This is a genomic window from Streptococcus mitis, from assembly GCF_003942865.1.
GTDB lineage: Bacteria > Bacillota > Bacilli > Lactobacillales > Streptococcaceae > Streptococcus > Streptococcus mitis_BI.
The window spans coordinates 355,219-382,024 of record NZ_RJNZ01000001.1 but is presented as its reverse complement, the minus strand read 5'-3'; the positions used below and the strand labels follow the sequence as shown (position 1 = coordinate 382,024).

28 protein-coding genes are annotated in these 26,806 nt (G+C 41.5%); 25 read left to right on the top strand and 3 right to left on the bottom strand.

The window, feature by feature from the left end:
* Nucleotides 1-339 (bottom strand): transposase family protein (locus tag D8845_RS01900; protein WP_142998967.1); only part of this gene is annotated, 339 nt, incomplete at its 3' end.
* Between the two features lie 279 nt (nucleotides 340-618).
* Nucleotides 619-744, bottom strand: a complete 126-nt coding sequence (locus tag D8845_RS10410; protein WP_260467924.1) for a hypothetical protein — start codon at nucleotides 742-744, stop codon at nucleotides 619-621.
* Between the two features lie 89 nt (nucleotides 745-833).
* Here D8845_RS10410 and D8845_RS01895 point away from each other — a divergent pair, with 89 nt between their 5' ends.
* The 18 genes from D8845_RS01895 to D8845_RS01810 all read left to right on the top strand — a co-directional run bounded on the left by D8845_RS01895 (nucleotide 834) and on the right by D8845_RS01810 (nucleotide 18,818).
* Nucleotides 834-1,493 carry a YSIRK-type signal peptide-containing protein gene (locus D8845_RS01895; RefSeq protein ID WP_125452285.1) on the top strand — a complete coding sequence of 220 codons (660 nt, stop codon included), beginning with the start codon at nucleotides 834-836 and terminating at the stop codon, nucleotides 1,491-1,493.
* Nucleotides 1,494-1,577: 84 nt separating this feature from the next.
* Nucleotides 1,578-5,780, top strand: a complete 4,203-nt coding sequence (locus D8845_RS01890; protein ID WP_142998966.1) for a Rib/alpha-like domain-containing protein — start codon at nucleotides 1,578-1,580, stop codon at nucleotides 5,778-5,780.
* Between the two features lie 175 nt (nucleotides 5,781-5,955).
* Entirely contained in the window at nucleotides 5,956-7,086 is a 1,131-nt protein-coding gene (gene hemW / locus D8845_RS01885) for a radical SAM family heme chaperone HemW (RefSeq protein ID WP_125452283.1), read from the top strand.
* Nucleotides 7,087-7,090: 4 nt separating this feature from the next.
* On the top strand, nucleotides 7,091-7,828 hold the full coding sequence (locus D8845_RS01880; RefSeq protein WP_125452282.1) for an acyl-[acyl-carrier-protein] thioesterase: 738 nt from the start codon (nucleotides 7,091-7,093) through the stop codon (nucleotides 7,826-7,828).
* Nucleotides 7,829-7,836: 8 nt separating this feature from the next.
* Nucleotides 7,837-8,610: a TIGR01457 family HAD-type hydrolase gene (locus tag D8845_RS01875; protein ID WP_125452281.1), complete on the top strand. Its 774-nt coding sequence runs from the start codon at nucleotides 7,837-7,839 to the stop codon at nucleotides 8,608-8,610.
* Nucleotides 8,600-9,217, top strand: a complete 618-nt coding sequence (locus D8845_RS01870; protein WP_125452280.1) for a TIGR01906 family membrane protein — start codon at nucleotides 8,600-8,602, stop codon at nucleotides 9,215-9,217. Before D8845_RS01875 ends, D8845_RS01870 begins: the two co-directional genes overlap by 11 nt.
* 212 nt (nucleotides 9,218-9,429) lie before the next feature.
* Complete coding sequence (gene spx, locus D8845_RS01865) at nucleotides 9,430-9,831, top strand: transcriptional regulator Spx (protein ID WP_125452279.1); 402 nt, start codon at nucleotides 9,430-9,432, stop codon at nucleotides 9,829-9,831.
* Entirely contained in the window at nucleotides 9,831-10,109 is a 279-nt protein-coding gene (locus tag D8845_RS01860) for a UPF0223 family protein (RefSeq protein ID WP_050139331.1), read from the top strand. The genes spx and D8845_RS01860 overlap by 1 nt, the downstream gene beginning before the upstream one ends.
* The gene (locus tag D8845_RS01855) at nucleotides 10,099-10,872 is read left to right on the top strand and encodes an inositol monophosphatase family protein (protein WP_125452278.1); all 774 of its coding nucleotides are present in this window, start codon (nucleotides 10,099-10,101) and stop codon (nucleotides 10,870-10,872) included. The genes D8845_RS01860 and D8845_RS01855 overlap by 11 nt, the downstream gene beginning before the upstream one ends.
* Entirely contained in the window at nucleotides 10,873-12,177 is a 1,305-nt protein-coding gene (locus D8845_RS01850; protein ID WP_125452277.1) for an RsmF rRNA methyltransferase first C-terminal domain-containing protein, read from the top strand.
* Nucleotides 12,178-12,398: 221 nt separating this feature from the next.
* Nucleotides 12,399-13,277 carry a phosphate ABC transporter substrate-binding protein PstS family protein gene (locus tag D8845_RS01845; RefSeq protein ID WP_125452276.1) on the top strand — a complete coding sequence of 293 codons (879 nt, stop codon included), beginning with the start codon at nucleotides 12,399-12,401 and terminating at the stop codon, nucleotides 13,275-13,277.
* Entirely contained in the window at nucleotides 13,277-14,194 is a 918-nt protein-coding gene (gene pstC, locus D8845_RS01840; protein WP_001070902.1) for a phosphate ABC transporter permease subunit PstC, read from the top strand. The genes D8845_RS01845 and pstC overlap by 1 nt, the downstream gene beginning before the upstream one ends.
* Entirely contained in the window at nucleotides 14,184-15,068 is an 885-nt protein-coding gene (gene pstA, locus D8845_RS01835; protein WP_000543046.1) for a phosphate ABC transporter permease PstA, read from the top strand. The genes pstC and pstA overlap by 11 nt, the downstream gene beginning before the upstream one ends.
* Before the next feature lie 10 nt (nucleotides 15,069-15,078).
* The gene (pstB, locus tag D8845_RS01830) at nucleotides 15,079-15,882 is read left to right on the top strand and encodes a phosphate ABC transporter ATP-binding protein PstB (protein WP_000049848.1); all 804 of its coding nucleotides are present in this window, start codon (nucleotides 15,079-15,081) and stop codon (nucleotides 15,880-15,882) included.
* A gap of 12 nt (nucleotides 15,883-15,894) precedes the next feature.
* A complete protein-coding gene (pstB, locus tag D8845_RS01825) occupies nucleotides 15,895-16,653 on the top strand; it encodes a phosphate ABC transporter ATP-binding protein PstB (protein WP_000133484.1) in 759 nt (252 codons plus the stop codon).
* A gap of 11 nt (nucleotides 16,654-16,664) precedes the next feature.
* Nucleotides 16,665-17,318: a phosphate signaling complex protein PhoU gene (phoU, locus tag D8845_RS01820; protein ID WP_000946460.1), complete on the top strand. Its 654-nt coding sequence runs from the start codon at nucleotides 16,665-16,667 to the stop codon at nucleotides 17,316-17,318.
* 91 nt (nucleotides 17,319-17,409) lie between these two features.
* Nucleotides 17,410-17,877 carry an NUDIX hydrolase gene (locus D8845_RS01815; protein WP_125452275.1) on the top strand — a complete coding sequence of 156 codons (468 nt, stop codon included), beginning with the start codon at nucleotides 17,410-17,412 and terminating at the stop codon, nucleotides 17,875-17,877.
* Nucleotides 17,878-18,002: 125 nt separating this feature from the next.
* Nucleotides 18,003-18,818 (top strand): ABC transporter substrate-binding protein, encoded by an 816-nt coding sequence (locus D8845_RS01810; protein ID WP_125452274.1) that lies wholly within the window; start codon nucleotides 18,003-18,005, stop codon nucleotides 18,816-18,818.
* Between the two features lie 20 nt (nucleotides 18,819-18,838).
* Here D8845_RS01810 and D8845_RS01805 read toward each other — a convergent pair whose 3' ends face one another.
* Nucleotides 18,839-20,110, bottom strand: coding sequence for a PLP-dependent aminotransferase family protein (locus D8845_RS01805; RefSeq protein WP_125452273.1), 1,272 nt, complete (start codon nucleotides 20,108-20,110; stop codon nucleotides 18,839-18,841).
* Nucleotides 20,111-20,251: 141 nt separating this feature from the next.
* Between D8845_RS01805 and budA the strand changes: the two genes are divergently transcribed.
* The 7 genes from budA (at nucleotide 20,252) to D8845_RS01770 (ending at nucleotide 26,703) form a co-directional block, all read left to right on the top strand.
* Nucleotides 20,252-20,983 carry an acetolactate decarboxylase gene (budA, locus tag D8845_RS01800; RefSeq protein WP_000360298.1) on the top strand — a complete coding sequence of 244 codons (732 nt, stop codon included), beginning with the start codon at nucleotides 20,252-20,254 and terminating at the stop codon, nucleotides 20,981-20,983.
* 9 nt (nucleotides 20,984-20,992) lie between these two features.
* Entirely contained in the window at nucleotides 20,993-21,745 is a 753-nt protein-coding gene (locus D8845_RS01795) for a YhfC family intramembrane metalloprotease (protein ID WP_125452272.1), read from the top strand.
* 111 nt (nucleotides 21,746-21,856) lie between these two features.
* Nucleotides 21,857-22,762, top strand: a complete 906-nt coding sequence (gene murB / locus D8845_RS01790) for a UDP-N-acetylmuramate dehydrogenase (protein ID WP_125452271.1) — start codon at nucleotides 21,857-21,859, stop codon at nucleotides 22,760-22,762.
* A 159-nt stretch (nucleotides 22,763-22,921) separates the two neighbouring features.
* Nucleotides 22,922-24,079: an ABC transporter ATP-binding protein gene (locus D8845_RS01785; protein ID WP_000742895.1), complete on the top strand. Its 1,158-nt coding sequence runs from the start codon at nucleotides 22,922-22,924 to the stop codon at nucleotides 24,077-24,079.
* Nucleotides 24,060-24,866: an ABC transporter permease gene (locus tag D8845_RS01780; RefSeq protein WP_000753801.1), complete on the top strand. Its 807-nt coding sequence runs from the start codon at nucleotides 24,060-24,062 to the stop codon at nucleotides 24,864-24,866. The genes D8845_RS01785 and D8845_RS01780 overlap by 20 nt, the downstream gene beginning before the upstream one ends.
* Complete coding sequence (locus D8845_RS01775; protein WP_000712740.1) at nucleotides 24,863-25,636, top strand: ABC transporter permease; 774 nt, start codon at nucleotides 24,863-24,865, stop codon at nucleotides 25,634-25,636. The genes D8845_RS01780 and D8845_RS01775 overlap by 4 nt, the downstream gene beginning before the upstream one ends.
* Nucleotides 25,633-26,703 carry an ABC transporter substrate-binding protein gene (locus tag D8845_RS01770; RefSeq protein ID WP_045606046.1) on the top strand — a complete coding sequence of 357 codons (1,071 nt, stop codon included), beginning with the start codon at nucleotides 25,633-25,635 and terminating at the stop codon, nucleotides 26,701-26,703. Before D8845_RS01775 ends, D8845_RS01770 begins: the two co-directional genes overlap by 4 nt.
* The last annotated feature ends 103 nt before the right edge of the window (nucleotides 26,704-26,806 follow it).

The window sequence follows — 26,806 nt, the reverse complement described above, 5'->3', positions numbered from 1 at the left end:
TTTTTGCGCAATTTTTTGGTTGATAATACGAGGGATTTGATGATTCTTCTTGACGAGAGAGGTTTCGGCGACCGCCATTTTCGAGCAATGATAGCATTTGAAACGGCGTTTTTTAAGAAGAATTCTGGTAGGCATACCAGTCGTCTCAAGGTAAGGAATCTTAGAAGGTTTTTGAAAATCATATTTCTTCATTAGACTTCCACAATTAGGACAATGTGGAGCCTCATAATCGAGATTAGCGATGATTTCNTTGTGNNTATCCNTATTGATGATATCTANAATNTNGATNTTTGGGNCTTTNATATCNAGNAGTTTTNTGATAAAATGTAATTGTTCCATATGAATCTTTCTAATGAGTTGTTTTGTCGCTTTTCATTATAGATCTTATGGGACTTTTTTTCTACAACAAAATAGGCTCCATAATATCTATAGGGGATTTACCCACTACAAATATTATAGAGCTTTTTTATGTGGATAAAACCTTGATTAAAAAGAAATTAGTATACTTTTTCTATGAATAGATTTGTTTTCGTTACACAATATTTTAATATGTTTATAATATTATATTTAAATATGCATTTTCCTATAATTTTAATCAGTATAACGCTACATATTTGATTAAATATGTTGATTGTGGTATAATCGAGCTGTGATAGCTGTGATAGCTGTGATAGCTGTGATAGCTGTGATAGCTGTGATAGCTGTGATAGCTGTGATAGCTGTGATGTGTAAAATGCTCATCATAGTGATTTTTTATGGTTATATTCCTACTTGGGATTAGCTATAAAAATTGCTTTTTAATTTGATTTTGTGTTTTGACATAAGGAGGAAAAATGGAAAACAAATCGAATTCACTAAGTAGAGTAAAGCGTCACCAACGTGAAAAGGTTCTACGCTTCTCTATTCGTAAATATAGCTTTGGTGCGGCGTCAGTGGCTGTTGCAGCACTGATGTTTTTGGGTGCGCGTGTTGCTAGTGCGGATAGTGTGATTGAAAACAACTCACAAAATACCACAGATGTGCATAATCAAAAAGAGAAGAATAAATCACTCGCAGAGATTCAACAACCTACTGCTATCAAAGTAGAAGCTGCACAGAATCCCTCGGAAAATAAGACTACAACCAATATTGAAAGCGTTGTCATAGTTATTGATAAAGCGAAATTAAAAAAAGTAGTTGAAGAGTTAAATACTACTCTTTCATCGAAATCAGATCTTGACAAGTCAGTTATTTCTCCGATTAAGGACAGAGTTCAAAAAGGGCAAGCCCTACTAGATAGTGATACTGCAACGCAGAAGGATGTAGATGAACTACTTTCCCTTTTAGAAAGTGACTTAACTGTCTTATCAAATGCTACTAAAGAATCAAGCAAGGTTCAAGAAACTGCAACTGAGAACAAGACTGAAGTCAAAGATAATAAAATTACTTCTGAACTAGGTGAAGCTGAAAAATCTACTTCTCAAAACAAGGAAGCTGATAAAAGCACAACATAGAAAAAAGAATCTTTAAAATTATATACTGATCAATTACAAGCTGCGCTTCTTGATTTGCCTGAAAATGAAACAACTAAAGAAGTGTTGAAAAAAGCCAACGAACTCTTGGTATTAGCTCAAGGGGTTATTCAGAATACAACAATTTCTCTGAACGATGTTGAAGATATGACAAAACGTGTGAAGAGAATGTTTAACTCTGTTAAAATTTCTACCCTTCGTTTGACTTCAGGTAAAAATGACCCACGAAATGGTCAAAGTATGGGTCAAGGTACTCAATTCAGAGCAAATGGTGAAATTAATCAAGGTGCCATAACCAATGTCAAATATTTCGCTTCTGTCGACCCGAGAGATAACGGTGGACGAAAAACAATAAATGATAATCCTGAGTTTACCAGAAATAAGACTGATATTAAGGCAACCTATGTAGAAGATCGTGAAGGTAAATGGATTGTTTATGATGTCTTCTTCAATAACGATGGTAAAAAGATGACAACATATTCATACCAGCAAGAATACTATTTCCAAGGTCCATTTAATATCATGGATCTTAACGGTGATGGAACTTATAAGTCTAATACAATAAAAGACCTAAGTTTCACACGTTATAGTCCTAAGAATCCAAATAGTGGTAAAAAACTTTCTGATGGATTTGAAGCATTTAATCAATATGGGAACACAGCTAATATCTCGAAATTTTGGGACCAGAACTATAATATCTTTAATAATGATAGACGAACAATATATGATCCAAGGTCAGGAGTGTATCGTGATAACCAGCGTTGGGATGTATTCAAGAACAATCAAACAGACCCTACGTTAAATACCCTTACAAAAAATAAAAACGGTGGATATCCAGGCGCATCATATTACTTGGGAATTAAGGCCGGATCAGAAAGCACTGATTATGCCGTGCACATGCATGCTAAGATTAAACTTAGAGATAATGTGACTCGTGAAGAAGCAGCGCAATATGGTCGTGTCTATGCAACCACAACAACAAAAGGAAGCACTACGAATCAGTCTTATATTATGGGGGCAACAGGTACTCGTTTAACAACAAAAACTGACGCACAATTATCTCCTATCCAAGGTAGCTCTCATACAAAAGTTGTAGGAGATGCAATTCCAAACTCAGGTAATCCTGTAGCGGATAAATATATTACGCGTAAAGGTAGTGGAGATTTCCCTGCTGGAATGAGCTGGAGCTGGGAAGGAAATAATTCTCCAAGTACAGCAAATGCTGGGAAGTTCACTTATACAGCCATTGCAAGATACCAAGATGGATCTACATCAAAAGACGTAAATTCAGGATCTGATGGAAGAGTTAACTTTACGGTTAACCCTAAAAAGCCGACGATTACAACGAGTGTAGTGAACAAAAAAGGCTTAACAAATCAAACGATAGAAGTTAATGTAGGTAGCGGGGTTAAAAATGGATCTGTTGTAAAATTATATGATGGAGATCGTGTAATTGGACAAGGGACATCAAATGGGACAACTGCAAGAATTACGGTTTCAGGAGCTTTACCAGGAAATCCTCTTAAAGCTGAAACAACGGTTGACAATGGCGGAGTTGTAGTTTCTGAGAAAAGTGATCCAGTTACACCAACAGAAGCACCAGATACACAAGCGCCAACATTAGCTATTACACCAGCTAATCAAACAGTAGTTGAAGGACAAACTGTAACCTTCACAGTAACAGCAAGAGATGATAAACATGTTAATCTTGATGCTAATGATTTTCTAACAAAATACGGTACTAGGGTCTTTTCAGGGAAAGCATCTGTAACTTCACCAACAGACACTGATACTGAAAAAATAAGAACTATTACGATTACAACAACGGCAGAAGATGTTGGTAAGACTAATACAATTACTTTTAATGCTACGGATAATGCTAATCACAGAGCGACACCAGTGAGCTTTACTTTTACTGTAACTAAACGTGACAATATACCACCAACAATCACAGCAGGTAATGCTACAGTAACAAGCCGTGAACAAATCACTCCAATTTCTGTAACAGCTGTAGATAATACAGGTGGAGTTGGAATGCGCGATAATAATCCGATCGAAGTAACAGGATTACCATCAGGATTAACATACGCGAATAATCGAATTACAGGAACGCCAACTGGAGCGTCTGGAAATAGTACAGTAACCATTAAAGCCTATGACAAAAATGGGAATATGGCTACAAAAACAATCACAATTACAGTACGGAGCCAAGCGGACGCTCATAATCCAACAGGAGCAGGATTAACTGTAAATCAAAACCATACCATTACAGATGCGGAATTAAAAGCAAAAGTAAGTAATGCAGGCCCAGGAACTTTATCAATTGTAAGTAGACCATCAACAGCGAATGCAGGAAACGCAGGAAATGCGGTAGTGAAAGTAACATACCCAGATGGAACATTTGACAATGTAAATGTACCAGTTACAGTAACCGACGTAACAGGACCAACAATTACAGCGGAAAGCGCAACAGTAACTAAAAACGAACCAATCACACCAATCCCTGTAACAGCTGTAGATAATACAGGTGGAGTAGGAATGCGCGACAATAATCCTATTGAAGTAACTAATTTACCAACAGGATTAAGATATGCTAACAACCAAATTACAGGAACACCAACAGCAGGAGTAGGTTATTATACTGTAACAATTAAGGCGTACGATAAAAATAATCGTTTAACTACAAAACAAATTAGAATTACAGTACGAAGCCAAGCGGACGCTCACAACCCAACAGGAGAAACCTTAACAGTTCCGTATAACCATAACATTACGGATGATGAAGTGAAGGCTAAAGTACAAAACTTTGCTCCAGGAACTTTAACGGTACAAAGTAAACCGTCAACAAATACATCAGGTAATGTCGGAAATGCGGTAGTGAAAGCAACATACCCAGATGGTTCACATGATACAGTAAATGTTCCAGTAGTCGTAGGACGTCCAAGTAAAGATGATTACACACCGAAGTACAATGACGGAAGTGGTAAACCAGGCTCATCAGTAGAGATTCCAGTAAGTGAAGCAAACGGTAAGAAAATCCCAACAGGAACAACTTACACAAGTGGCACACCAGGAAACATCACAGTAGATAAAACTACAGGCAAAGTAACGGTAACCATTCCATCAGATAAGAATCCAGGGGATAAGGTAACAGGCAAAGTCCTTGTCCGCTACCCAGATGGATCAACAGAGGAAGTCCCAGTCACTGTAACAGTAGTCAACCTTGATAAAGATGATTACACACCGAAGTACAATGACGGAAGTGGTAAACCAGGCTCATCAGTAGAGATTCCAGTAAGTGAAGCAAACGGTAAGAAAATCCCAACAGGAACAACTTACACAAGTGGCACACCAGGAAACATCACAGTAGATAAAACTACAGGCAAAGTAACGGTAACCATTCCATCAGATAAGAATTCAGGGGATAAAGTAACAGGCAAAGTTCTCGTAAGATACCCAGATGGATCAACAGAGGAAGTCCCAGTAACTGTAACAGTAACACCACCAGAAAAACTTACACCAACAGTAGATGTTGAACAAGATCCTAAGACAGGTGACGTTACAGTAACACCTAAGAAACCAGATGGCTCAACATACCCACCAGGAACTAAGGTAGAAATCCCAGGTAAAGATGGTAACCCAATCACTGTTACAATCGGTGAAGACGGTAAAGGTAAAGTACCAAACAGCGAATTACCAGACGGTAAAGTTCCGGGTACAGGTAAGATTATTGAACCAGGTAAACCAGCTGTGGAAGTTCCAGTAGAAACTCCGGCTAAGGTAACACCAGAAACACCAGTCACTGAAAAACCAGGTAAGATTGAAATTACTCAACAACCAAATGGAAATGCGATTGTAACACCTAAGAAACCAGATGGCTCAACATACCCACCAGGAACTAAGGTAGAAATCCCAGGTAAAGATGGTAATCCAATCACTGTTACAATCGGTGAAGACGGTAAAGGTAAAGTACCAAACAGCGAATTACCAGACGGTAAAGTTCCGGGTACAGGTAAGATTATTGAACCAGGTAAACCAGCTGTGGAAGTTCCAGTAGAAACTCCAGCTAAGGTAACACCAACAACTCCAACTCCGAATGCTGATCAGGTAGATACTAAGACTACTAATGATAATGGAGCTAAGTCAAATGATTCTCAAAATGTATTGCCAAATACAGGAACAGAATCAAATGCTGCTCTTGCATCTCTAGGACTTCTTGGACTATTGAGTGGATTTGGACTTGTAGCTCGCAAGAAAAAAGAAGACTAAAAATTTAGTCAAATGAACATTTATTCTTTTGTGTTTTAACAACAAACTAGATTGATTCTGATAGTTGCTTTATCCATAAACTACAAAGAATGATTAGATAAAAAAAGCGAACAATGCTAGGATTTTGTTAAACGGAATTCTAAGTATTGTTCGCTTTTGTGGTATAATAAGTACTATGCAGAAAAAACCAACGTCAGCCTATGTGCACATCCCGTTTTGTACCCAGATTTGTTATTATTGTGACTTTTCAAAAGTTTTTATCAAGAATCAGCCGGTAGATAGTTATTTAGAGCATCTGTTAGAAGAGTTTCGCTCTTATGATATTCAAAAGTTGCGAACTCTCTACATTGGTGGTGGCACACCAACAGCTTTGTCAGCTTCGCAACTAGAGATGTTATTGAAGGGCTTGACTAAAAACTTGAACTTGTCTGCCTTGGAGGAATTGACTATTGAAGCCAATCCAGGCGATTTGGATGCGGATAAGATTGCGGTTTTGAAGAACTCGGCTGTCAATCGTGTTTCGCTAGGTGTGCAGACCTTTGATGATAAGATGCTGAAAAAGATTGGGCGCAGTCATTTGGAGAAGGATATTTATGAAAATATCGATCGTCTGAAACTGGCTGGTTTTGACAATATCTCCATCGATTTGATCTATGCACTGCCTGGTCAGACCATGGAGCAGGTCAAGGACAATGTGGCTAAGGCCATTGGACTGGAGATTCCCCATATGAGTTTGTATAGCTTAATTTTGGAAAATCATACGGTCTTTATGAACCGTATGCGACGAGGAAAATTGCCTCTGCCTAAGGAGGAACTGGAAGCTGAGATGTTTGAGTACATCATTGCAGAGCTGGAGCGAGCTGGTTTTGAGCATTATGAGATTTCCAATTTTTCCAAACCCGGTTTTGAAAGTCGCCATAATCTCATGTACTGGGACAATGCTGAATACTATGGCATCGGTGCTGGGGCATCCGGCTATGTCAACGGAGTGCGCTATAAAAATCATGGTCCGATTCGTCATTATCTTAATGCGGTTGAGGAAGGCAATGCTCGCATCACAGAAGAGCACCTGAGTCAAAAGGAGCAAATGGAAGAGGAAATGTTCTTGGGCCTCCGCAAGAAATCAGGGGTCTCTATGGCGCGATTTGAAGAAAAATTTGGACGGTCTTTTGATGGACTTTATGGAGAAATTGTCAAGAACTTGGTTCAACAAGGTCTCATGCAAATAGACGGTGACCGCGTGCGTATGACAAAGAGAGGTCTCTTTTTGGGAGACACCGTAGCAGAACGATTTATTTTGGAGTAGGATCATGGGCTTAACTTATCAAATGAAAATGAAAATTCCTTTTGATATGGCTGATATGAACGGTCATATCAAGCTTCCAGATGTGATTTTGCTTTCCCTACAAGTTTCAGGGATGCAGTCGATTGAGCTGGGAGTTAGTGATAAGGCCATTTTGGAAGACTATAATCTGGTCTGGATTATCACAGACTATGATATTGAGGTGGTTCGTTTGCCTCGTTTTGCGGAAGAAATCACCATCGAAACGGAAGCTTTGAGTTACAATCGGCTCTTTTGCTACCGTCGCTTTACCATTTATGATGAAGCAGGTCAAGAAATCATTCGCATGTTGGCGACCTTTGTTCTCATGGACCGAGACAGTCGAAAAGTCCGTGCTGTTGAACCTGAGATTGTAGCTCCTTACCAGTCTGATTTTGATAAAAAGCTTATTCGTGGACCAAAGTATGCAAATCTAGAAGAGCCAGTCAGCAAGGATTACCATGTCCGTTTTTACGATTTAGATATGAATGGTCATGTCAATAACAGTAAATACTTGGACTGGATTTTTGAGGTCATGGGAGCGGACTTTTTGACCCAATATATTCCCAAGAAAATCAACCTCAAGTATGTCAAGGAAGTTCGACCAGGTGGGGTGGTTACATCGGCTGTTGAACGGACTGGACTGGAAAGCAAACATGAGATTACAAGCGACGGGGCTACTAATGCCCAAGCTATCATCACTTGGCAAGAAATGAAGAAGGATTAGAGAAAAATATGAAATATAAAGGCTATTTAATTGATTTAGACGGAACGATTTATAAGGGGAAAGACAGAATCCCAGCAGGAGAGGCTTTTATCCATGAATTGCAAAAGCGAGACATCCCCTATCTCTTTGTAACCAACAATACAACCCGCACTCCAGAGAGTGTTCAGGAGATGCTGGCTCAGAATTTTAATATCGATACGCCCCTGTCGACTGTCTACACAGCGACTTTGGCCACCATCGACTACATGAATGACTTGGGACTGGAAAAGACGGTCTATGTCATCGGAGAATCAGGGCTCAAGGAAGCCATCAAGGCGGCTGGTTATGTGGAAGAAAAGGATAATCCTGCCTATGTGGTAGTAGGCCTGGACTGGCAAGTTGACTATGAAAAATTTGCGATAGCAACTCTTGCCATTCAAAAGGGAGCTCACTTTATCGGAACCAATCCTGACCTCAATATCCCGACAGAGCGTGGTCTTTTGCCTGGTGCTGGTTCACTGATTACGCTACTTGAAGTAGCAACACGAGTGAAGCCTGTTTATATTGGAAAACCCAATGCCATCATTATGGACAAGGCGGTTGAGCACTTAGGTTTGGAACGTGAAGAGTTGATTATGGTTGGGGACAACTATTTAACTGATATTCGAGCAGGGATTGACAATGGTATTCCAACGCTCTTGGTGACGACAGGTTTTACCAAGGCAGAAGAAGTAGCAGACCTGCCAATCGCACCGACACATGTGGTTTCTAGCCTTGCGGAGTGGAACTTTGATGAAAACTAAACTGACCTTTTGGAGCTCTATGCTCTTTCTCCTCTCCCTCTCCATCCTTCTGACCATTTATTTGGCTTGGATTTTTTATCCGCTGGAAATTCAGTGGCTGAACTTAACGGATCGAGTCTATCTAAAACCAGAAACTATTCAGTACAACTTTCATATCTTGATGAATTACCTGACCAATCCTTTTAGTCAGGACTTGCAGATGCCTGATTTTCGTTCGTCAGCAGCTGGTCTGCACCACTTTGCGGTGGTCAAAGACCTCTTTCACCTAGTTCAATTAATTGCCCTTGTGACACTACCAAGCTTCTATTTCTTTGTCAATAAGATTGTGAAAAAGGGCTTTTTATCTTTATTTAGTAAAGGGCTCCTGGCCCTAGTGGTTTTGCCTTTGCTGATTGGACTTGGAGGAGTTTTGATTGATTTTGATCAATTCTTTACCCTTTTTCATCAAATTCTCTTTGTGGGAGATGATACCTGGCTTTTTGATCCAGCCAAGGATCCTGTTATTCTGATTTTGCCAGAGACCTTTTTCCTCCATGCCTTCCTCCTCTTTTTCGCACTCTATGAAAGCTTCTTTGGTTTTCTATACCTGAAAAGTCGTAGGAAATAATACTAAAGATGTTCTTATTTTGAGTAAATCAATTAGGTATGTGATTCGAAACGATTGTCAAGAGTGAATTAACTAAATCTACCTTACCTCAATCGTTCGCAAACAGTCTATTTTTCTTGAAAAAATAGGCTTTTTTTTCTAAAAATATCTAGTCAAGCGCTTTATTTTTTTGTATAATAGAATTAGCAAAGTATAGATAAGAAGAGAAAAGCATGATTACACTATTTCTATCACCGAGCTGTACTTCATGTCGTAAGGCTAAGGCCTGGTTAGAAAAACATAAGGTGCCCTTTGAGGAACACAATATTATGACCAGTCCTTTAACAAGAAAAGAATTACAACACATCCTTTCCTTGACCGAAAATGGTACTGATGACATCATTTCAACTCGTTCAAAAATTTTTCAAAAATTGAATATTGATGTAGAGAGTATCTCGGTATCGGAATTGCTTCATTTGATTGAGCAGCATCCTAGTCTTTTGCGTCGTCCCATTATTATTGATGCCAAACGTATGCAAATCGGTTTTAATGAGGATGAGATTCGTGCTTTTCTCCCTCGTAGTTACCGTAAGCAAGAACTAAAAGAAGCAAGAATGAGAGCTGGTATTAGTTAATGAACAAACAGTATAGTTACCCACTAGATTTGTCGTGGAGCACTGAAGAACTTGCTTCAGTGCTTTCTTTTTTTAATGATGTTGAAGCTGCCTATGAAGGCAAGGTAGAGGCTAAAAAGTTACTGGACTCCTATAAGGGATTCAAAGCGGTCGTGCCAAGCAAGAGTGAAGAGAAACGTTTGGGGCGAGAATTTGAAACGGTTAGTGGCTATTCGCTTTACCGAGCAGTTCAGGTTGCCAAGGAAAAAGGGGAAGGAAAGATTTCTCTTGGAAAGTAAATTTGAATTTGCCAAAGAGCTTGTCAAGAAGGCGGGCCAGTACATCCTTGACCATATGCAGGAAGACTTGCGTGTTGAGACCAAGTCCTCTCCAACAGACTTGGTGACCAGACTGGACAAGGAAGTTCAGGAACTATTGGTGGGTGAGATTTTATCCCGTTATCCTGAGGATAAGATTTGTGCTGAAGAAGGTTGTCTGCAAGCTTCGGTTCAAGAAGGAAAGGTTTGGGTCATTGATCCGATTGATGGGACCAATAACTTTGTAGCCCAGAAGGAAGATTTTGCTGTTATGATGGCTTATTTTGAAAATGGTCAAGGCCAGTTTGGTCTCATTTATGATGTGGTCAAAGGGGATTGTTACCACGGTGGTGGGGAATTTCCAGTTTGTCTAAATGATAAGCCCCTAGCTCCCTTTAAAGCAAAACCACTTGGAGATTTTCTCATTGCAGGGAATAGTGGTATGTTGGAAACCAATGAATGGGGCTTGGCTGATTTGGGTCGAGCTGTCCTAGGTGTACGTGTCTATGGGAGTGCAGCCATTAGTTTTGCCAAGATTTTGTCAGGGCATTTGTTGACCTATGTCACTTATCTGCAACCATGGGATTATGCTGCGGCTAGTATTTTAGGGGAAAGTCTGGGCTATGAGGTTGTGACCCTATCTGGTCAAGCGCTTGATTTTCAAACCAGACAGCCGGTCATGATGCTACCTCTTGAGATGCAGGAGGAAATTCAGTACTATATTTACGAAAGGAAAAGAACTTAAATGCAATTTCCAGAAGGATTTGTTGAAAAATATGAAGAGATACTAGGAGATGAGGCAAGAGATTTTCTTGCCTCTTTTGAGGAGGAAGCGGTTTCGGCCTTTCGGGTAAATCCTTTAAAAGAAGCGCCAGTTTCCTTTCCTGATGCCATTCCTCAAACTCCTTGGGGCCACTACGGGAAGGTGTCTGGGAAATCGCCTGAGCATGCTACTGGTTTGGTTTATTCGCAAGAACCCGCTGCCCAGATGGTGGCTCAGGTAGCCCAGCCCAGTCCTGGAATGAAGGTCTTGGATTTGGCTGCTGCACCGGGTGGAAAATCAACTCAGCTGGCAGCCTATCTAGCAGGGGAGGGTCTCCTTGTTTCCAATGAAATTTCAAGCAAACGGGCTAAGATTTTAGTAGAAAACATGGAGCGCTTTGGAGCGACAAATGTCGTGGTGACCAATGAATCTGCTGACCGCTTGGCCAAGGTTTTTAAGGGCTATTTTGACCTCATTGTCCTTGATGCCCCTTGCTCAGGGGAAGGGATGTTTCGTAAGCAACCAGATGCTATGGACTATTGGAGCTTAGATTATCCGAGTCAATGTGCTAGCTTGCAAAGAGAAATTCTGGCAGATGCGGTAACCATGCTAGCTCAAGGTGGTCGTCTGGTTTATTCAACCTGTACCTGGGCACCAGAGGAAAACGAAGAGATCGTCAATTGGCTACTGGAAGAGTATGATTTTGATTTGCTGCCAGTTGAACATATCAATGGAATGGTAGCTGGCATTGACCTGCCAGAAACGGCTCGGATGTATCCTCATCATTTTAAGGGAGAGGGGCAATTTGTAGCCCATTTACAATTTAAAGGTGAAAATCCATCATCTAAATTTAAGGCGAGTAAGAGCAATCTCAGCCGAGAACAAGTTGTCTTGTGGCAGGAATTTGCCCAAAAACACTTGAAGGTCAATCTAAGGGGAATCTTGCAGACTTTTGGTGACCAACTCTATCTCCTGCCAGAACTTTTGCCAGATTTAGGGAAACTCAAGATTGCTCGCAATGGCCTGCATCTAGGGACCTTTAAGAAGAAACGCTTTGAGCCTAGCTTTGCCCTTGGTCTAGCCTTGAAACCGAGTCAGGTCAAGCAGTCGGTTGAAATTGACCAAGAAGGGTTTGTAAAGTATGCCTCTGGAGAAACCGTTCAGCTGGCAGAAAGTCTGCCAAATGGTTGGTACCAAGTTTTGGTTCAAGGAAATGGGTTGGGCTTTGCTAAGGTGACGGGAAATGTTTTGAAAAATTATTTTCCAAAAGGCCTCAGATTCAAGTGAAAATGCTAGTCAAAGTAGCTTGTCTATGTTATAGTGGAAGTATGAATTTTTTTCAAATTGTCTTTCATTTTAAGTCAAAATTGGTAGAAAAGGTAACTGAGCAAATTTCTAGTAAAACCAAGCTAGCAACTTCAGTTGGCTCCCAATTTTAAAAAAGAAAAACATAAATAAATAGTTGAAAAAATTCACAGCATTCACCATTATTTTCAAGGAGAAAAACAGTGAAAAAAAGGAAAAAACTCGCTCTATCCCTTGCAGCTCTTTTGCTGGCAGGTTCTTTGGCGGGATGTGCTAGCTGGATTGAGCGTGGAGAATCCATGACAGCTGTTGGCTCAACGGCTCTTCAGCCCTTGGTCGAAGCAGCAGCAGATGAATTTGGCTCTATGCACGTTGGAAAAACAGTCAACGTCCAAGGTGGAGGATCTGGTACCGGTCTGTCTCAGGTTCAGTCTGGAGCCGTTGATGTAGGAAATTCAGACGTATTTGCCGAGGAAAAAGACGGTATCAACGCATCCGCTCTAGTGGACCATAAGGTAGCCGTAGCGGGCTTGGCAGTGATTGTGAACAAGGAAGTTGATGTTGAAAATCTGACAACTGAACAACTCCGTAGCATCTTCACAGGTCAAGTGACCAACTGGAAAGAAGTCGGTGGGAAAGACCTAGCCATTTCCATTATCAACCGCGCGGCAAGTTCTGGTTCGCGTGCAACCTTTGATAGTGTTGTCATGGATGGTCAATCTGCCGTGCAGAGTCAAGAACAGGATTCAAATGGGATGGTCAAAAACATTGTTTCCCAGACACCAGGAGCCATTTCTTACCTAGCATTTGCCTATGTGGATGACTCGGTTAAACGCATGAAATTGAATGGCTATGAGCCAATTGCAGAAAATGTTACAAGCAATAACTGGCCTTTGTGGTCTTATGAACACATGTACACCCTAGGTCAACCAAATGAATTGGTGGAAGAATTCCTCAACTTTGTCCTCTCAGATGAAGCGCAAAGTGGAATCGTTAAGGGGATGGGCTATATTTCTGTCAAGGAAATGAAGGTCCAAAAAGATGCTGTAGGAACGGTGACAGCACTAGAAGGGAGTCAATAATGAATCAAGAAGAATTAGCTAAAAAATTACTCTCTCCCTCAAAGAACTCTCGTTTAGAGAAACTTGGAAAAGGCTTGACCTTTGCCTGTCTGTCTTTGATTGTCATCATCGTGGCTATGATTTTGATCTTCGTAGCCCAAAAAGGTTTGTCGACCTTCTTTGTCAATGGGGTTAACATCTTTGATTTCCTCTTTGGCCAAACTTGGAATCCTTCAGGTAAACAATTTGGTGCCCTTCCTATGATTTTGGGTTCCTTTATTGTCACAATCCTATCAGCACTTATCGCAACTCCTTTTGCCATTGGTGCGGCAGTCTTTATGACGGAGGTCTCACCAAAAGGTGCTAGAATCTTGCAACCAGCCATTGAATTGCTAGTCGGGATTCCTTCAGTTGTGTATGGATTTATTGGTTTGCAGGTCGTAGTTCCTTTTGTCCGTAGTATCTTTGGTGGAACTGGTTTTGGGATTCTGTCAGGGATTTTCGTACTCTTTGTCATGATTTTACCGACGGTAACCTTTATGACAACCGATAGTTTGCGTGCGGTGCCTCGTCACTACCGCGAAGCTAGTTTGGCTATGGGGGCTACTCGTTGGCAAACCATCTGGCGCGTGACCTTGAAGGCGGCGCGTTCAGGGATTTTTACAGCAGTGGTCTTTGGGATGGCACGTGCCTTTGGTGAGGCCTTGGCCATTCAGATGGTAGTTGGAAACTCAGCCGTTGTCCCAACTTCATTGACAACACCTGCTGCGACATTGACCTCTGTTTTGACCATGGGTATCGGAAATACCGTTATGGGAACTGTTGACAATAACGTTCTCTGGTCACTGGCCTTAGTCTTGCTCTTGATGAGTTTGGCCTTCAACAGTGTGATTAAATTGATTACGAAAGAAAGAGGAAAGAAAAACTATGCACGCTAAGAAATTAGATAAAATTGCAACAGCTGTCCTCTACTCAATTGCAGGAATTATCGTTGCCATCTTGGCATCCTTGATTCTCTATATCTTGGTTCGTGGTTTGCCCCACATCTCTTGGTCTTTCTTGACTGGCAAATCATCTTCTTACCAAGCAGGCGGAGGGATTGGAATTCAGCTCTATAATTCCTTCTTCCTTCTGGTTATTACCTTGATTATTTCTGTGCCCTTGTCTATGGGAGCTGGGATTTTCCTAGCTGAATATGCTAAAAAAGGTCCTGTGACCAATTTTGTCAGAACCTGTATTGAAATCTTGTCTTCACTCCCATCTGTGGTTGTAGGTCTCTTTGGTTACTTGATCTTTGTAGTTCAGTTTGAGTATGGATTTTCAATCATTTCAGGTGCCTTGGCCTTGACAGTCTTTAACTTACCTCAGATGACTCGTAATGTTGAAGACAGCTTGAAACACGTTCACCATACGCAACGTGAGGCTGGTCTGGCCCTTGGGATTTCTCGTTGGGAGACTGTTGTCCATGTGGTCATTCCAGAAGCTCTTCCAGGTATTGTGACTGGGGTCGTCTTGGCCTCTGGCCGTATCTTTGGTGAGGCTGCGGCTCTTATCTATACAGCAGGACAATCCGCTCCAGCCCTTGACTGGTCTAACTGGAATATTCTCAGTGTAACTAGCCCAATCTCTATCTTCCGTCAAGCAGAAACCTTGGCCGTCCATATTTGGAAAGTCAACAGTGAAGGTACTATTCCTGATGGAACCATCGTATCAGCAGGTTCTGCAGCCGTACTCCTCATCTTTATCCTCATCTTTAACTTTGGAGCTCGCAAACTCGGAAGCTACCTACATAAGAAATTAACCGCTGCCTAAAGGAGAAGCCATGTCAAAATATAATTGGGATGAAAAGCATATCATCACCTTTCCTGAAGAGAAAGTGGCCCTCTCTACTAAGGATTTACATGTTTACTACGGTAAAAATGAATCTATCAAGGGCATCGATATGCAATTTGAAAAAAATAAAATTACGGCCTTAATTGGCCCTTCTGGTTCAGGAAAATCAACCTACCTCCGCAGTCTTAATCGTATGAATGATACTATTGATATTGCTAAGGTCACAGGTCAAATCCTCTACCAAGGGATTGATGTCAACCGTCCAGAAATCAACGTTTATGAGATGCGTAAGCACATCGGAATGGTCTTCCAACGACCAAATCCTTTTGCTAAGTCTATCTACCGCAATATCACTTTTGCCCATGAACGTGCAGGAGTTAAGGACAAGCAAGTCTTGGATGAAATTGTGGAAACCTCTCTTCGTCAGGCTGCCCTTTGGGACCAGGTCAAAGATGATTTGCACAAGTCAGCCTTGACCCTATCAGGTGGTCAGCAGCAACGTCTCTGTATCGCTCGCGCTATCTCTGTTAAACCAGATATCCTTTTGATGGATGAACCAGCGTCAGCCTTAGATCCGATTGCAACAGCCCAGCTGGAAGAAACTATGTTGGAATTGAAGAAGGACTTTACCATCATCATCGTGACCCACAGTATGCAGCAGGCTGCGCGTGCTAGTGACTACACAGGATTTTTCTACTTGGGCGACTTGATTGAGTACGATAAGACCTCTAATATTTTCCAAAATGCCAAACTACAGTCAACCAATGACTACGTAACAGGACACTTTGGATAGAAAGGAAACAGTATGACAGAAGCGATTTTACAGGTGTCAGACCTGTCCGTTTACTACAATCAAAAAAAGGCCTTGAATAGTGTTTCCCTATCTTTCCAACCCAAGGAAATCACAGCCTTGATTGGTCCATCTGGATCAGGGAAATCAACCCTCCTCAAGGCTATTAACCGCATGGGGGATCTCAATCCAGAGGTGACTACAACTGGTTCGGTGGTTTACAACGGCCACAACATCTACAGCCCGCGTACAGATACAGTTGAATTGCGTAAGGAAATCGGCATGGTTTTCCAACAACCAAACCCTTTCCCTATGTCTATCTACGAAAATGTTGTTTATGGGCTTCGTATCAATGGAGTTAAGGACAAGCAGGTTCTGGATGAAGCAGTTGAAAAAGCCCTACAACGAGCTTCTATCTGGGATGAGGTCAAGGATCGCCTGCATGATTCAGCTATCGGGCTTTCAGGTGGACAACAGCAACGTGTCTGTGTTGCCCGTGTCTTGGCAACCAGTCCTAAAATCATTCTCTTGGATGAACCGACTTCAGCCTTGGACCCTATCTCTGCTGGTAAGATTGAGGAAACCTTGTATGGTCTAAAAGATAAATACACCATGCTCTTGGTTACACGTTCCATGCAACAAGCCTCTCGTATCTCTGACAAGACAGGATTTTTCCTTGATGGAGATTTAATCGAGTTTAACGATACCAAGAAGATGTTCCTCAACCCACAACACAAGGAAACAGAAGATTATATTTCAGGAAAATTTGGATAAGGAGATAAATGATGTTACGTTCTCAATTTGAAGAAGATTTGGAGAAATTGCACAACCAGTTCTATGCTATGGGACAAGAAGTGCTATCCCAAATCAATCGAACAGTGCGTGCCTTTGTTACGCATGACCGTGATTTGGCCAAAGAAGTCATCGAAGACGATGCAGAAGTAAACGAATACGAAGTGAAATTGGAGAAGAAATCATTTGAAATGATTGCCCTACAACAACCGGTTTCTCAAGATTTGCGTACTGTTTTGACAGTCTTAAAGGCTGTATCTGACTTGGAACGTATGGGTGACCATGCCGTTTCCATTGCAAGAGCAGCCATTCGTATGAAAGGGGAGCAACGCATCCCAGCTGTTGAAGAAGAAATCAAGAGAATGGGTCGCGATGTCAAGAACTTCGTTGAAGCAGCCCTTGAACTCTATCTCAATGGTTCAGTTGACCAGGCCTATGAAGTAGCAGCCATGGACGAAAAAATCAACCATTACTTTGATAGCATTCGTGATTTGGCTACAGAAGAAATCAAGAAAAATCCAGATGCCATCGTTACAGGTCGTGATTATTTCCAAGTGATTGCTTTCTTGGAACGTATTGGAGACTATGCCAAAAATATCTGTGAATGGGTTGTTTACTTTGAAACAGGTAAGATTGTCGAACTATAAAGTATTCAAATGATAAAATTATTGTGAAAGCTTACTTTTTAATACAGTAAGCTTTCATTGTATAGATGGTTTACTTTGTCAGAGGTGAATAATGAACTACATACAGAATATCAGAAAAAAAGTTGGAAAAGATAAAATTATTTTAAATTTTACCTGTGGAATATTAAGTCAATCAGGAAAAATTTTATTACAAAAACGAGCAGATAAAGTAACGTGGGGATTACCAGGTGGTGCTGTTGAATTAGGAGAATCGGCTTTAGAAGCTTTAGTGCGAGAGTTTTATGAAGAAACAGGAGTTGAAGTGAGGGTGGAAAAACTCTTAAATGTTTATACAAAATATTCAGACAGTTATCCGAATGGTGATGAGGCTCAAGTTCTTACAATCTTGTATTTAGTTTCATCTGAAATTTCTATCTCTACAAATTTTTTTACAAGTGATGAAACTTTAGAATTAGGATTTTTTGATCATAGTGACATACAAAATATTGCAATTGTAAACCAGCAGCATCAAGATATGATAAATGATTTTTTTGAAAATAAGTTCCCAATAGATAGATAGATAAACTAACCACTGTATTTCTATTTTTTAGTAAATATATTTTATGAAAATGTAAGAAAAATACTTGACAAGTAACTTGGATAGCGTTATAATTATACAAAAATTAACAGAGAGGTTGTTTATTTATGAAATCAAAAAAATGGATATTTGTTTTATGTAGTTTTCTTGCAAGTTTCTTATTAGTGGCTTGCCAGTCGGGTTCGAATGGTTCTCAGTCAGCTGTTGAAGCCATTAAGCAAAAGGGGAAATTAGTTGTGGCGACTAGTCCTGATTATGCACCTTTTGAATTCCAAGCCTTGGTTGACGGGAAAAATCAGATAGTTGGTGCGGACATTGATATGGCCCAAGCTATCGCTGATGAACTTGGGGTGAAGTTGGAAATTTCAAGCATGAGTTTTGATAATGTCTTGACTAGTCTTCAAACTGGTAAGGCTGACCTAGCTGTCGCAGGAATTAGCGCTACTGATGAGAGAAAAGAAGTCTTTGATTTTTCAATCCCTTACTATGAAAACAAGATTAGTTTCTTGGTTCGTAAGTCTGATGTAGAAAAATACAAGGATTTAACTAGCCTTGAAAGTGCTAATATTGCAGCCCAAAAAGGGACTGTTCCAGAAGCTATGGTCAAGGAACAATTGCCAAAAGCTCAATTAACTTCCCTAACCAATATGGGTGAAGCTGTTAATGAATTACAGGCTGGAAAAGTAGATGCTGTTCACATGGATGAGCCTGTTGCCCTTAGCTATGCTGCTAAAAATGCAGACTTAGCTGTCGCAACTGTCAGCTTGAAGATGAAGGACGGCGAAGCTAATGCAGTTGCCCTTAGAAAAAATAGTGCTGATTTGAAAGAAGTGGTGGACAAGGTTATCCAAAAACTCAAGGATGACGGTACCTACCAAAAATATCTTGAAAAAGCGGCAACCTTAACAGAAGTTGAACAATAAGAAAAAAGCAGAGTTGGAAGTTATTCCAATTCTGCTTTTAAATAGTTTAAAACCTTTTCCAGATTTTCTAAGGATACCTTGGCAAATTGATAAGGGCAGGCATCCAAGTAAGCCTCCTCAAAGAAGTCCAATTTCAGCTGACTGTGTTTTAGGCTGGCGATTTTAGGATACTGTCTGAGATCGAGCAATAAACCATCGTGTAGGGGATAATGAGGAAGGGGACAAGGTGTTTTAGTTAAGATTTCCTCGATTTGTTTTTGGTAAGTTTCCTGATTGGACAAGCGAGCCAGACGATTTTTCTCAAATAATTGACTGTCAATATAGAGTGATAAGGCCTTTTGCATGATGAGGTTGCTGTCGTAGTCTAGGATATTTTTGTAGGCCACAAAGGCTTCTTTGATAGCATTTGGCAGAATGAGTGCCGTAATCCGCAGGGCTGGAAAGAGGTTGGTTGAGAAGGACTTAATATAAATGACGCGCTCCTCTGTATCTAGATAGTGGAAGGTCTGGCCCTTTTTAGAGTCCAAATCCCCCAAATAGTCGTCCTCTACGATATAGACTCCATATTTGGCAGCTAAGTCAAGAATGGCTCGTTTGTCCTGCTCAGAATAGGAATGCCCCAGAGGATAGTGAAAACGAGGAATGGTGTAGAAAAACTTAATTTTTCCTGTTTTGAAGTGGCCTTCCAGTTCCTTCAAGTCAATCCCATCAATGCTTCGTTCAATCGTTTGATAGTCCAAGCCCTGAGCAATTAAGAGACGATTCATCCGATGGTAGGTTGGCTGTTCTACCAAGATTTCCTTGGCTTGGCTAGGAAAGGAAATTTGAGAAAGGATAAACAAGGCTTGCTGGGTTCCAGAAGTCAATACCAACTGGTCTGCCTTGCAGTAGAGAGCTTGGTCAAAGAGGAGTTTATGAATGGATTGTCTTAAGTCTTCTAATCCTTCTTGGTTGTCATAGTAGTTGAAGAGGTAGTTTTCCCGACCAATCAAGGTTTCATTGATACAGAGTCGGAAATCGTCATAGGCGCTGGCGTGTTCGTCGGTGACTTCGATTTCTAAATCCTGGTGTTGCCCTTGTTCTAGGACATAGTAACCACTCTGGGGCTTGGCATAGAGGTATTGTTCGTGCCGTAATTCCAGCAGGGCTCGTTGAATAGTGTCCTTGCTACAGTGAAAGTCAAGGCTCAGTTGACGGATAGAAGGCAGGCGGCTACCCGTCGGAAAGCGTCCAGACTCGATACCGTTTTTCAGATAGGAAACGACCTCTTGGTACTTGCTTTGTTTCTTCATTCCAGACCTCCCTTGATTTTGTTACATTGTACCCTTTTTTTTCCTTCTTGGCAATGTCTAGGGTGTTTCTCTCGTTCACATCTAGGGGCAAATGTGGTATACTTAGGAGTAAGATTTATAGAATAACAGATAAGAAAGTGAATGGATAAGAACGTGCAGGAACCAGTGAAATTATTTCAATACAATACCCTTGGAGCCTTGATGGCTGGCCTTTATGGTGGTACCATGACAGTGGGAGAATTGCTAGAGCATGGTGACCTTGGTTTGGGAACCTTGGATTCTATTGATGGGGAATTGATTGTATTGGATGGCAAGGCCTACCAGGCCAAAGGCTCAGGAGATCAGCCAGAAATTGTGGAAGTATCACCAGATGCCCTTATTCCTTACGCAGCAGTAGTACCACATCAGGCAGAAGTTATTTTCCGCCAGCGCTTTGAGATGACAGACAAGGAATTGGAAGAACGAATTGAGTCTTATTATGACGGGGAAAATCTTTTTCGCTCTATCAAGATTCGGGGTGAATTTTCGCATATGCATGTGCGCATGATTCCTAAGTCGACACCAGATACCAAGTTTGCTGAGGTCGCAACCCATCAACCGGAATATAGTCGCGACAATGTGGCGGGAACTATCGTTGGTTTCTGGACGCCTGAGATTTTCCATGGGGTCAGTGTGGCAGGCTACCATCTGCACTTTATTTCAGATGATTTGACCTTCGGTGGACATGTCATGGACTTTGTCATCAAGGAAGGCATTATCGAGGTGGGAGCAGTTGACCAATTGGACCAACGTTTCCCAGTTCAAGACCGTCAATACTTGTTTGCTAAGTTCAATGTTGACGAGATGAAAAAAGATATTGAAAAGGCAGAATAGGAGAAGAAAATGACCATTCATATCATTATTACCATGGTGCTGTTGCTGGCTTTCTTGATAGGAAGCATTTGGTATGCAAAAAAGAAATACCAGATCAATCTAGCTGTCTTGGGCTTGGGGGCTGTTGCCTTCTTTGTTTCTTCGCAGATTTTGGAAAAATTGGTGCATATCTTGGTTTTGCATCCTCAAAAAGACGGCAGTATTGCCCTCTTACAGGACTATCCACTTGTCTATATTGTCTATGGACTAGCCATGGCAGCATTTTTTGAGGAAACTGCTCGTCTTATTTTCTTCAAATGGTTGGAGAAAAAGAGAAGTTTGGAAAAGGCAGACGCTTTAGCCTATGGACTGGGGCATGGTGGCTTGGAGTTGATTTTCCTAGGTCTTACTAGTTTGATTAATCTCTACATCGTTCTCTCAGCAGTTCAAACTCAGAATCCACAGGTCATGCAATTGCTGTCTGAAAATATGTTGAAAACTATCCAGTCGCTATCAGTCTGGCAGATTTATTTGCTTGGTTTTGAGAGAATCTTGGCCCTAGGTTTCCAATTACTCTTGACTGTTTGGGTCTACCAAGCTGTTCGCCAGAAGAAATGGATTTATCTCCTAGCAGCCTATGGCCTACATGCCTTCTTTGATCTGGCACCATCTCTAGTCCAAGTTGGCTGGTTGACAAATCCAGTCTTGGTTGAAGTTGTCCTAGCAGTTGAGCTCGTTCTGGTTGCCTATGGAACCAAGGCAATCTTTTGTAAAAAATCATAAAAAGAGGGGAAACCTCTTTTTTTGTTTAAAATAAGCCCAAGACTTTTTTAGGGTCGTCAAATGGTCTTAAAAATGGTATAATGGAATGAATTTTGTAAAAGGAAGAGTATCATGTCAGTAAAAGAAAAAATGCTTGAAATCTTAGAAGGAATTGATATCCGCTTCAAGGAACCCTTGCATAGCTATAGTTATACTAAAGTAGGTGGAGAGGCTGATTATCTGGTCTTTCCACGAAATCGTTTTGAGTTGGCTCGCGTTGTTAAATTTGCCAATCAAGAAACTATCCCTTGGATGGTTCTTGGCAATGCCAGCAACATCATCGTTCGTGATGGTGGGGTTCGTGGATTTGTCATCTTGTGTGACAAGCTTAATAACGTTTCCGTTGATGGCTACACCATCGAAGCTGAAGCTGGTGCTAACTTGATTGAAACAACTCGCATTGCCCTTCGTCATAGTTTGACTGGCTTTGAGTTTGCTTGTGGCATTCCTGGAAGCGTTGGTGGTGCTGTCTTTATGAATGCGGGTGCCTATGGTGGCGAGATCGCCCACATCTTGCAGTCTTGTAAGGTCTTGACCAAGGATGGAGAAATCGAGACCCTATCTGCCAAAGATTTGGCTTTTGGTTACCGCCATTCAGCCATTCAGGAGTCTGGTGCAGTTGTCTTGTCAGCTAAATTTGCCCTGGCCCCAGGAACCCATCAGGTCATCAAGCAAGAAATGGATCGCTTGACGCACCTGCGTGAACTCAAGCAACCTTTGGAATATCCATCTTGTGGTTCGGTCTTTAAGCGTCCAGTAGGGCATTTTGCAGGTCAATTAATTTCAGAAGCTGGCTTAAAAGGCTATCGTATCGGTGGTGTTGAAGTGTCTGAAAAACACGCAGGATTTATGATCAATGTCGCTGATGGAACGGCCAAAGACTACGAAGACTTGATTGAGTCTGTGATTGAAAAAGTTAAGGAACACTCTGGCGTCATTCTTGAGAGAGAGGTCCGTATTTTAGGTGAAAGCAAGTAGAAAGCTGTAGTTGAAAAGCTGCTGCTATATCATGGAAAGGGGGTGAAAGCCTATCGTCAGTGCAGAAGAATGTAGGCAGTTCAGTCTCCTACACGAGGTAGTGGCGGCCTGACAGAGCCCTGATCTGTTAATCTATGAAAAAGAAGGAATAAATGACAATTGAAAAAACCAATTATTGAATTCAAAAACGTCTCTAAAGTTTTTGAAGACAGCAACACCAAGGTTCTCAAAGACATCAACTTTGAGTTGGAAGAGGGGAAATTTTATACTCTTCTAGGCGCATCTGGTTCAGGGAAATCAACTATCCTAAACATCATTGCAGGTTTGCTAGATGCGACGACAGGAGATATTTTGCTGGACGGTGTCCGTATCAATGACATCCCAACCAACAAGCGTGACGTCCATACGGTCTTCCAATCCTATGCCTTGTTTCCACATATGAATGTGTTTGAAAATGTTGCTTTTCCACTCCGCTTGCGCAAGATTGACAAGAAAGAAATCGAGAAACGCGTAGCGGAAGTTCTCAAGATGGTTCAGTTGGAAGGGTATGAAAAACGTTCCATCCGCAAGCTCTCTGGAGGACAACGCCAGCGTGTGGCTATCGCCCGTGCTATCATCAACCAACCCCGTGTGGTCTTGCTGGATGAGCCTTTATCAGCTCTGGACTTAAAATTACGAACAGATATGCAGTACGAACTGCGTGAACTGCAACAACGATTGGGCATTACCTTTGTCTTTGTCACTCACGATCAGGAAGAAGCGCTGGCCATGAGTGACTGGATTTTTGTTATGAATGATGGTGAGATTGTCCAGTCTGGAACACCTGTGGATATCTACGATGAGCCGATCAATCACTTTGTTGCGACCTTTATCGGTGAGTCAAATATCTTGCCAGGAACCATGATTGAGGACTACTTGGTTGAGTTTAACGGCAAACGCTTCGAAGCGGTCGATGGGGGGATGAAGCCAAATGAACCTGTTGAGGTCGTGATTCGTCCAGAGGACTTGCGTATTACCCTTCCTGAAGAAGGCAAGCTCCAAGTTAAGGTCGACACCCAGCTCTTCCGTGGAGTCCACTATGAAATTATCGCCTATGACGAACTTGGAAATGAATGGATGATCCACTCAACTCGTAAGGCCATCGTGGGTGAGGAAATCGGTCTGGACTTTGAACCAGAAGACATCCACATCATGCGTCTCAATGAAACCGAAGAAGAGTTCGATGCTCGTATCGAAGAATACGTGGAAATCGAAGAGCAAGAAGCAGGTCTGATCAATGCAATCGAGGAGGAAAGAGATGAAGAAAACAAGCTCTAAACTCTTTGTAGTGCCCTACATGCTTTGGATTGCCCTATTTGTATTGGCACCCTTGGTCTTGATTTTCGGTCAATCCTTTTTCAACATCGAAGGCCAGTTCAGTTTAGAAAATTACAAATCCTACTTTGCGTCACAAAACTTGACCTATCTCAAAATGAGCTTTAACTCTGTGCTTTATGCAGGGATTGTGACCTTTGTAACCCTCCTTATCAGCTATCCAACAGCCCTCTTTTTGACCCGTCTCAAGCACCGTCAACTCTGGCTCATGCTGATTATCCTGCCAACCTGGATCAATTTGCTCCTCAAGGCCTATGCCTTTATCGGGATTTTTGGTCAGAATGGCTCTATTAACCAATTTTTGGAATTCATCGGAATCGGTTCACAGCAGTTGCTCTTTACCGATTTCTCCTTTATCTTTGTCGCAAGCTATATCGAGCTTCCTTTTATGATTTTGCCGATTTTCAATGTCTTGGACGATATGGATAACAATCTCATCAATGCCAGCTATGACCTAGGTGCGACCAAGTGGGAGACTTTCCGTCATGTCATCTTCCCTCTGTCTATGAACGGCGTGCGAAGTGGAGTTCAGTCGGTCTTTATTCCAAGCTTGAGTCTCTTCATGCTGACTCGTTTGATTGGTGGGAACCGCGTTATCACCTTGGGGACAGCCATTGAGCAGAACTTCCTGACAAATGACAACTACGGTATGGGTTCAACCATCGGTGTAATTCTCATCTTGACCATGTTCATCACCATGTGGGTGACCAAGGAAAGGAGAGAGCGATGAAAAAATTTGCCAACCTTTATCTGGGACTGGTCTTTCTTGTCCTTTACCTGCCGATTTTTTACTTGATTGGCTACGCCTTTAATGCAGGCAACGACATGAACAGCTTTACAGGCTTTAGTTTGAGTCATTTTAAAACCATGTTTGGCGATGGTCGCCTTATGTTAATTGTGACTCAGACCTTTTTCTTGGCCTTCCTGTCAGCCTTGATTGCGACCATTATCGGAACTTTTGGTGCCATTTATATTTACCAATCTCGTAAGAAATACCAAGAAGCCTTTCTTTCACTCAATAATATTCTCATGGTTGCGCCTGATGTTATGATTGGTGCCAGCTTCTTGATTCTCTTTACCCAACTCAAGTTTTCACTTGGCTTTTTGACCGTTCTATCTAGTCATGTGGCCTTCTCGATTCCTATCGTGGTCTTGATGGTTTTGCCTCGTCTTAAGGAAATGAACGGCGATATGATTCATGCGGCCTATGACCTTGGTGCCAGTCAATTTCAGATGTTCAAGGAAATTATGCTTCCTTACCTGACTCCGTCTATCATTGCTGGTTATTTCATGGCCTTCACCTATTCGCTAGATGACTTTGCCGTGACCTTCTTCGTAACGGGAAATGGCTTTTCAACCCTGTCAGTCGAAATTTACTCTCGTGCTCGTAAAGGGATTTCGCTTGAAATCAATGCCCTGTCTGCCCTTGTCTTTCTCTTTAGTATTATCCTAGTTGTTGGCTATTACTTTATCTCACGTGAGAAGGAGGAGCAAGCATGAAAAAACTCTATTCATTTTTAGCAGGAATTGCAGCCATCATCCTGGTCTTGTGGGGAATTGCGACGCATTTAGATAGTAAAATCAATAGCCGAGATAGTCAAAAACTGGTTATCTACAACTGGGGTGACTATATCGATCCAGAACTCTTGGAGAAATTCACAGAAGAAACAGGAATCCAAGTACAGTACGAGACCTTTGACTCCAACGAAGCCATGTATACCAAGATCAAGCAGGGTGGAACGACTTATGATATTGCTATCCCAAGTGAATATATGATCAACAAGATGAAGGACGAAGACCTCTTGGTACCGCTTGACTATTCAAAACTTGAAGGTCTTGAAAATATCGGACCAGAGTTTCTCAACCAGTCCTTTGACCCAGGCAATAAATTCTCCATTCCTTACTTCTGGGGAACCTTGGGAATTGTCTACAATGAAACCATGGTAGATGAGGCGCCTGAGCATTGGGATGACCTCTGGAAGCCAGAGTATAAGAACTCTATCATGCTCTTTGATGGGGCACGTGAGGTACTGGGACTAGGACTCAATTCGCTAGGCTACAGCCTCAACTCCAAGGATTCACAGCAGTTGGAAGAAACAGTGGACAAGCTCTACAAGCTGACTCCAAATATCAAGGCTATTGTGGCGGACGAAATGAAGGGCTACATGATTCAGAACAATGCTGCTATCGGCGTGACCTTCTCTGGTGAAGCCAGCCAAATGCTGGAGAAAAATGAAAATCTACGCTATGTGGTTCCGACCGAGGCCAGCAACCTTTGGTTTGACAATATGGTTATTCCCAAAACAGTCAAAAACCAAGATGCAGCCTATGCTTTTATCAATTTTATGTTGAAACCTGAAAATGCTCTTAAAAATGCAGAGTATGTCGGCTATTCAACACCAAACCTACCAGCTAAGGAATTGCTCCCAGAGGAGAAAAAAGAAGATAAAGCCTTCTATCCTGATGCTGAAACCATGAAACACCTAGAGGTTTATGAGAAATTTGACCATAAATGGACAGGAAAATATAGCGACCTCTTCCTACAATTTAAAATGTATCGGAAGTAGGAGATAGCAGTCAAAAAACGAATCAGTCAAGCTGGTTCGTTTTTTAAAAAATAAAAGGCAATTTTTGTAACGGTATCTTTTTCTATGATAGTTGCTTATTTTC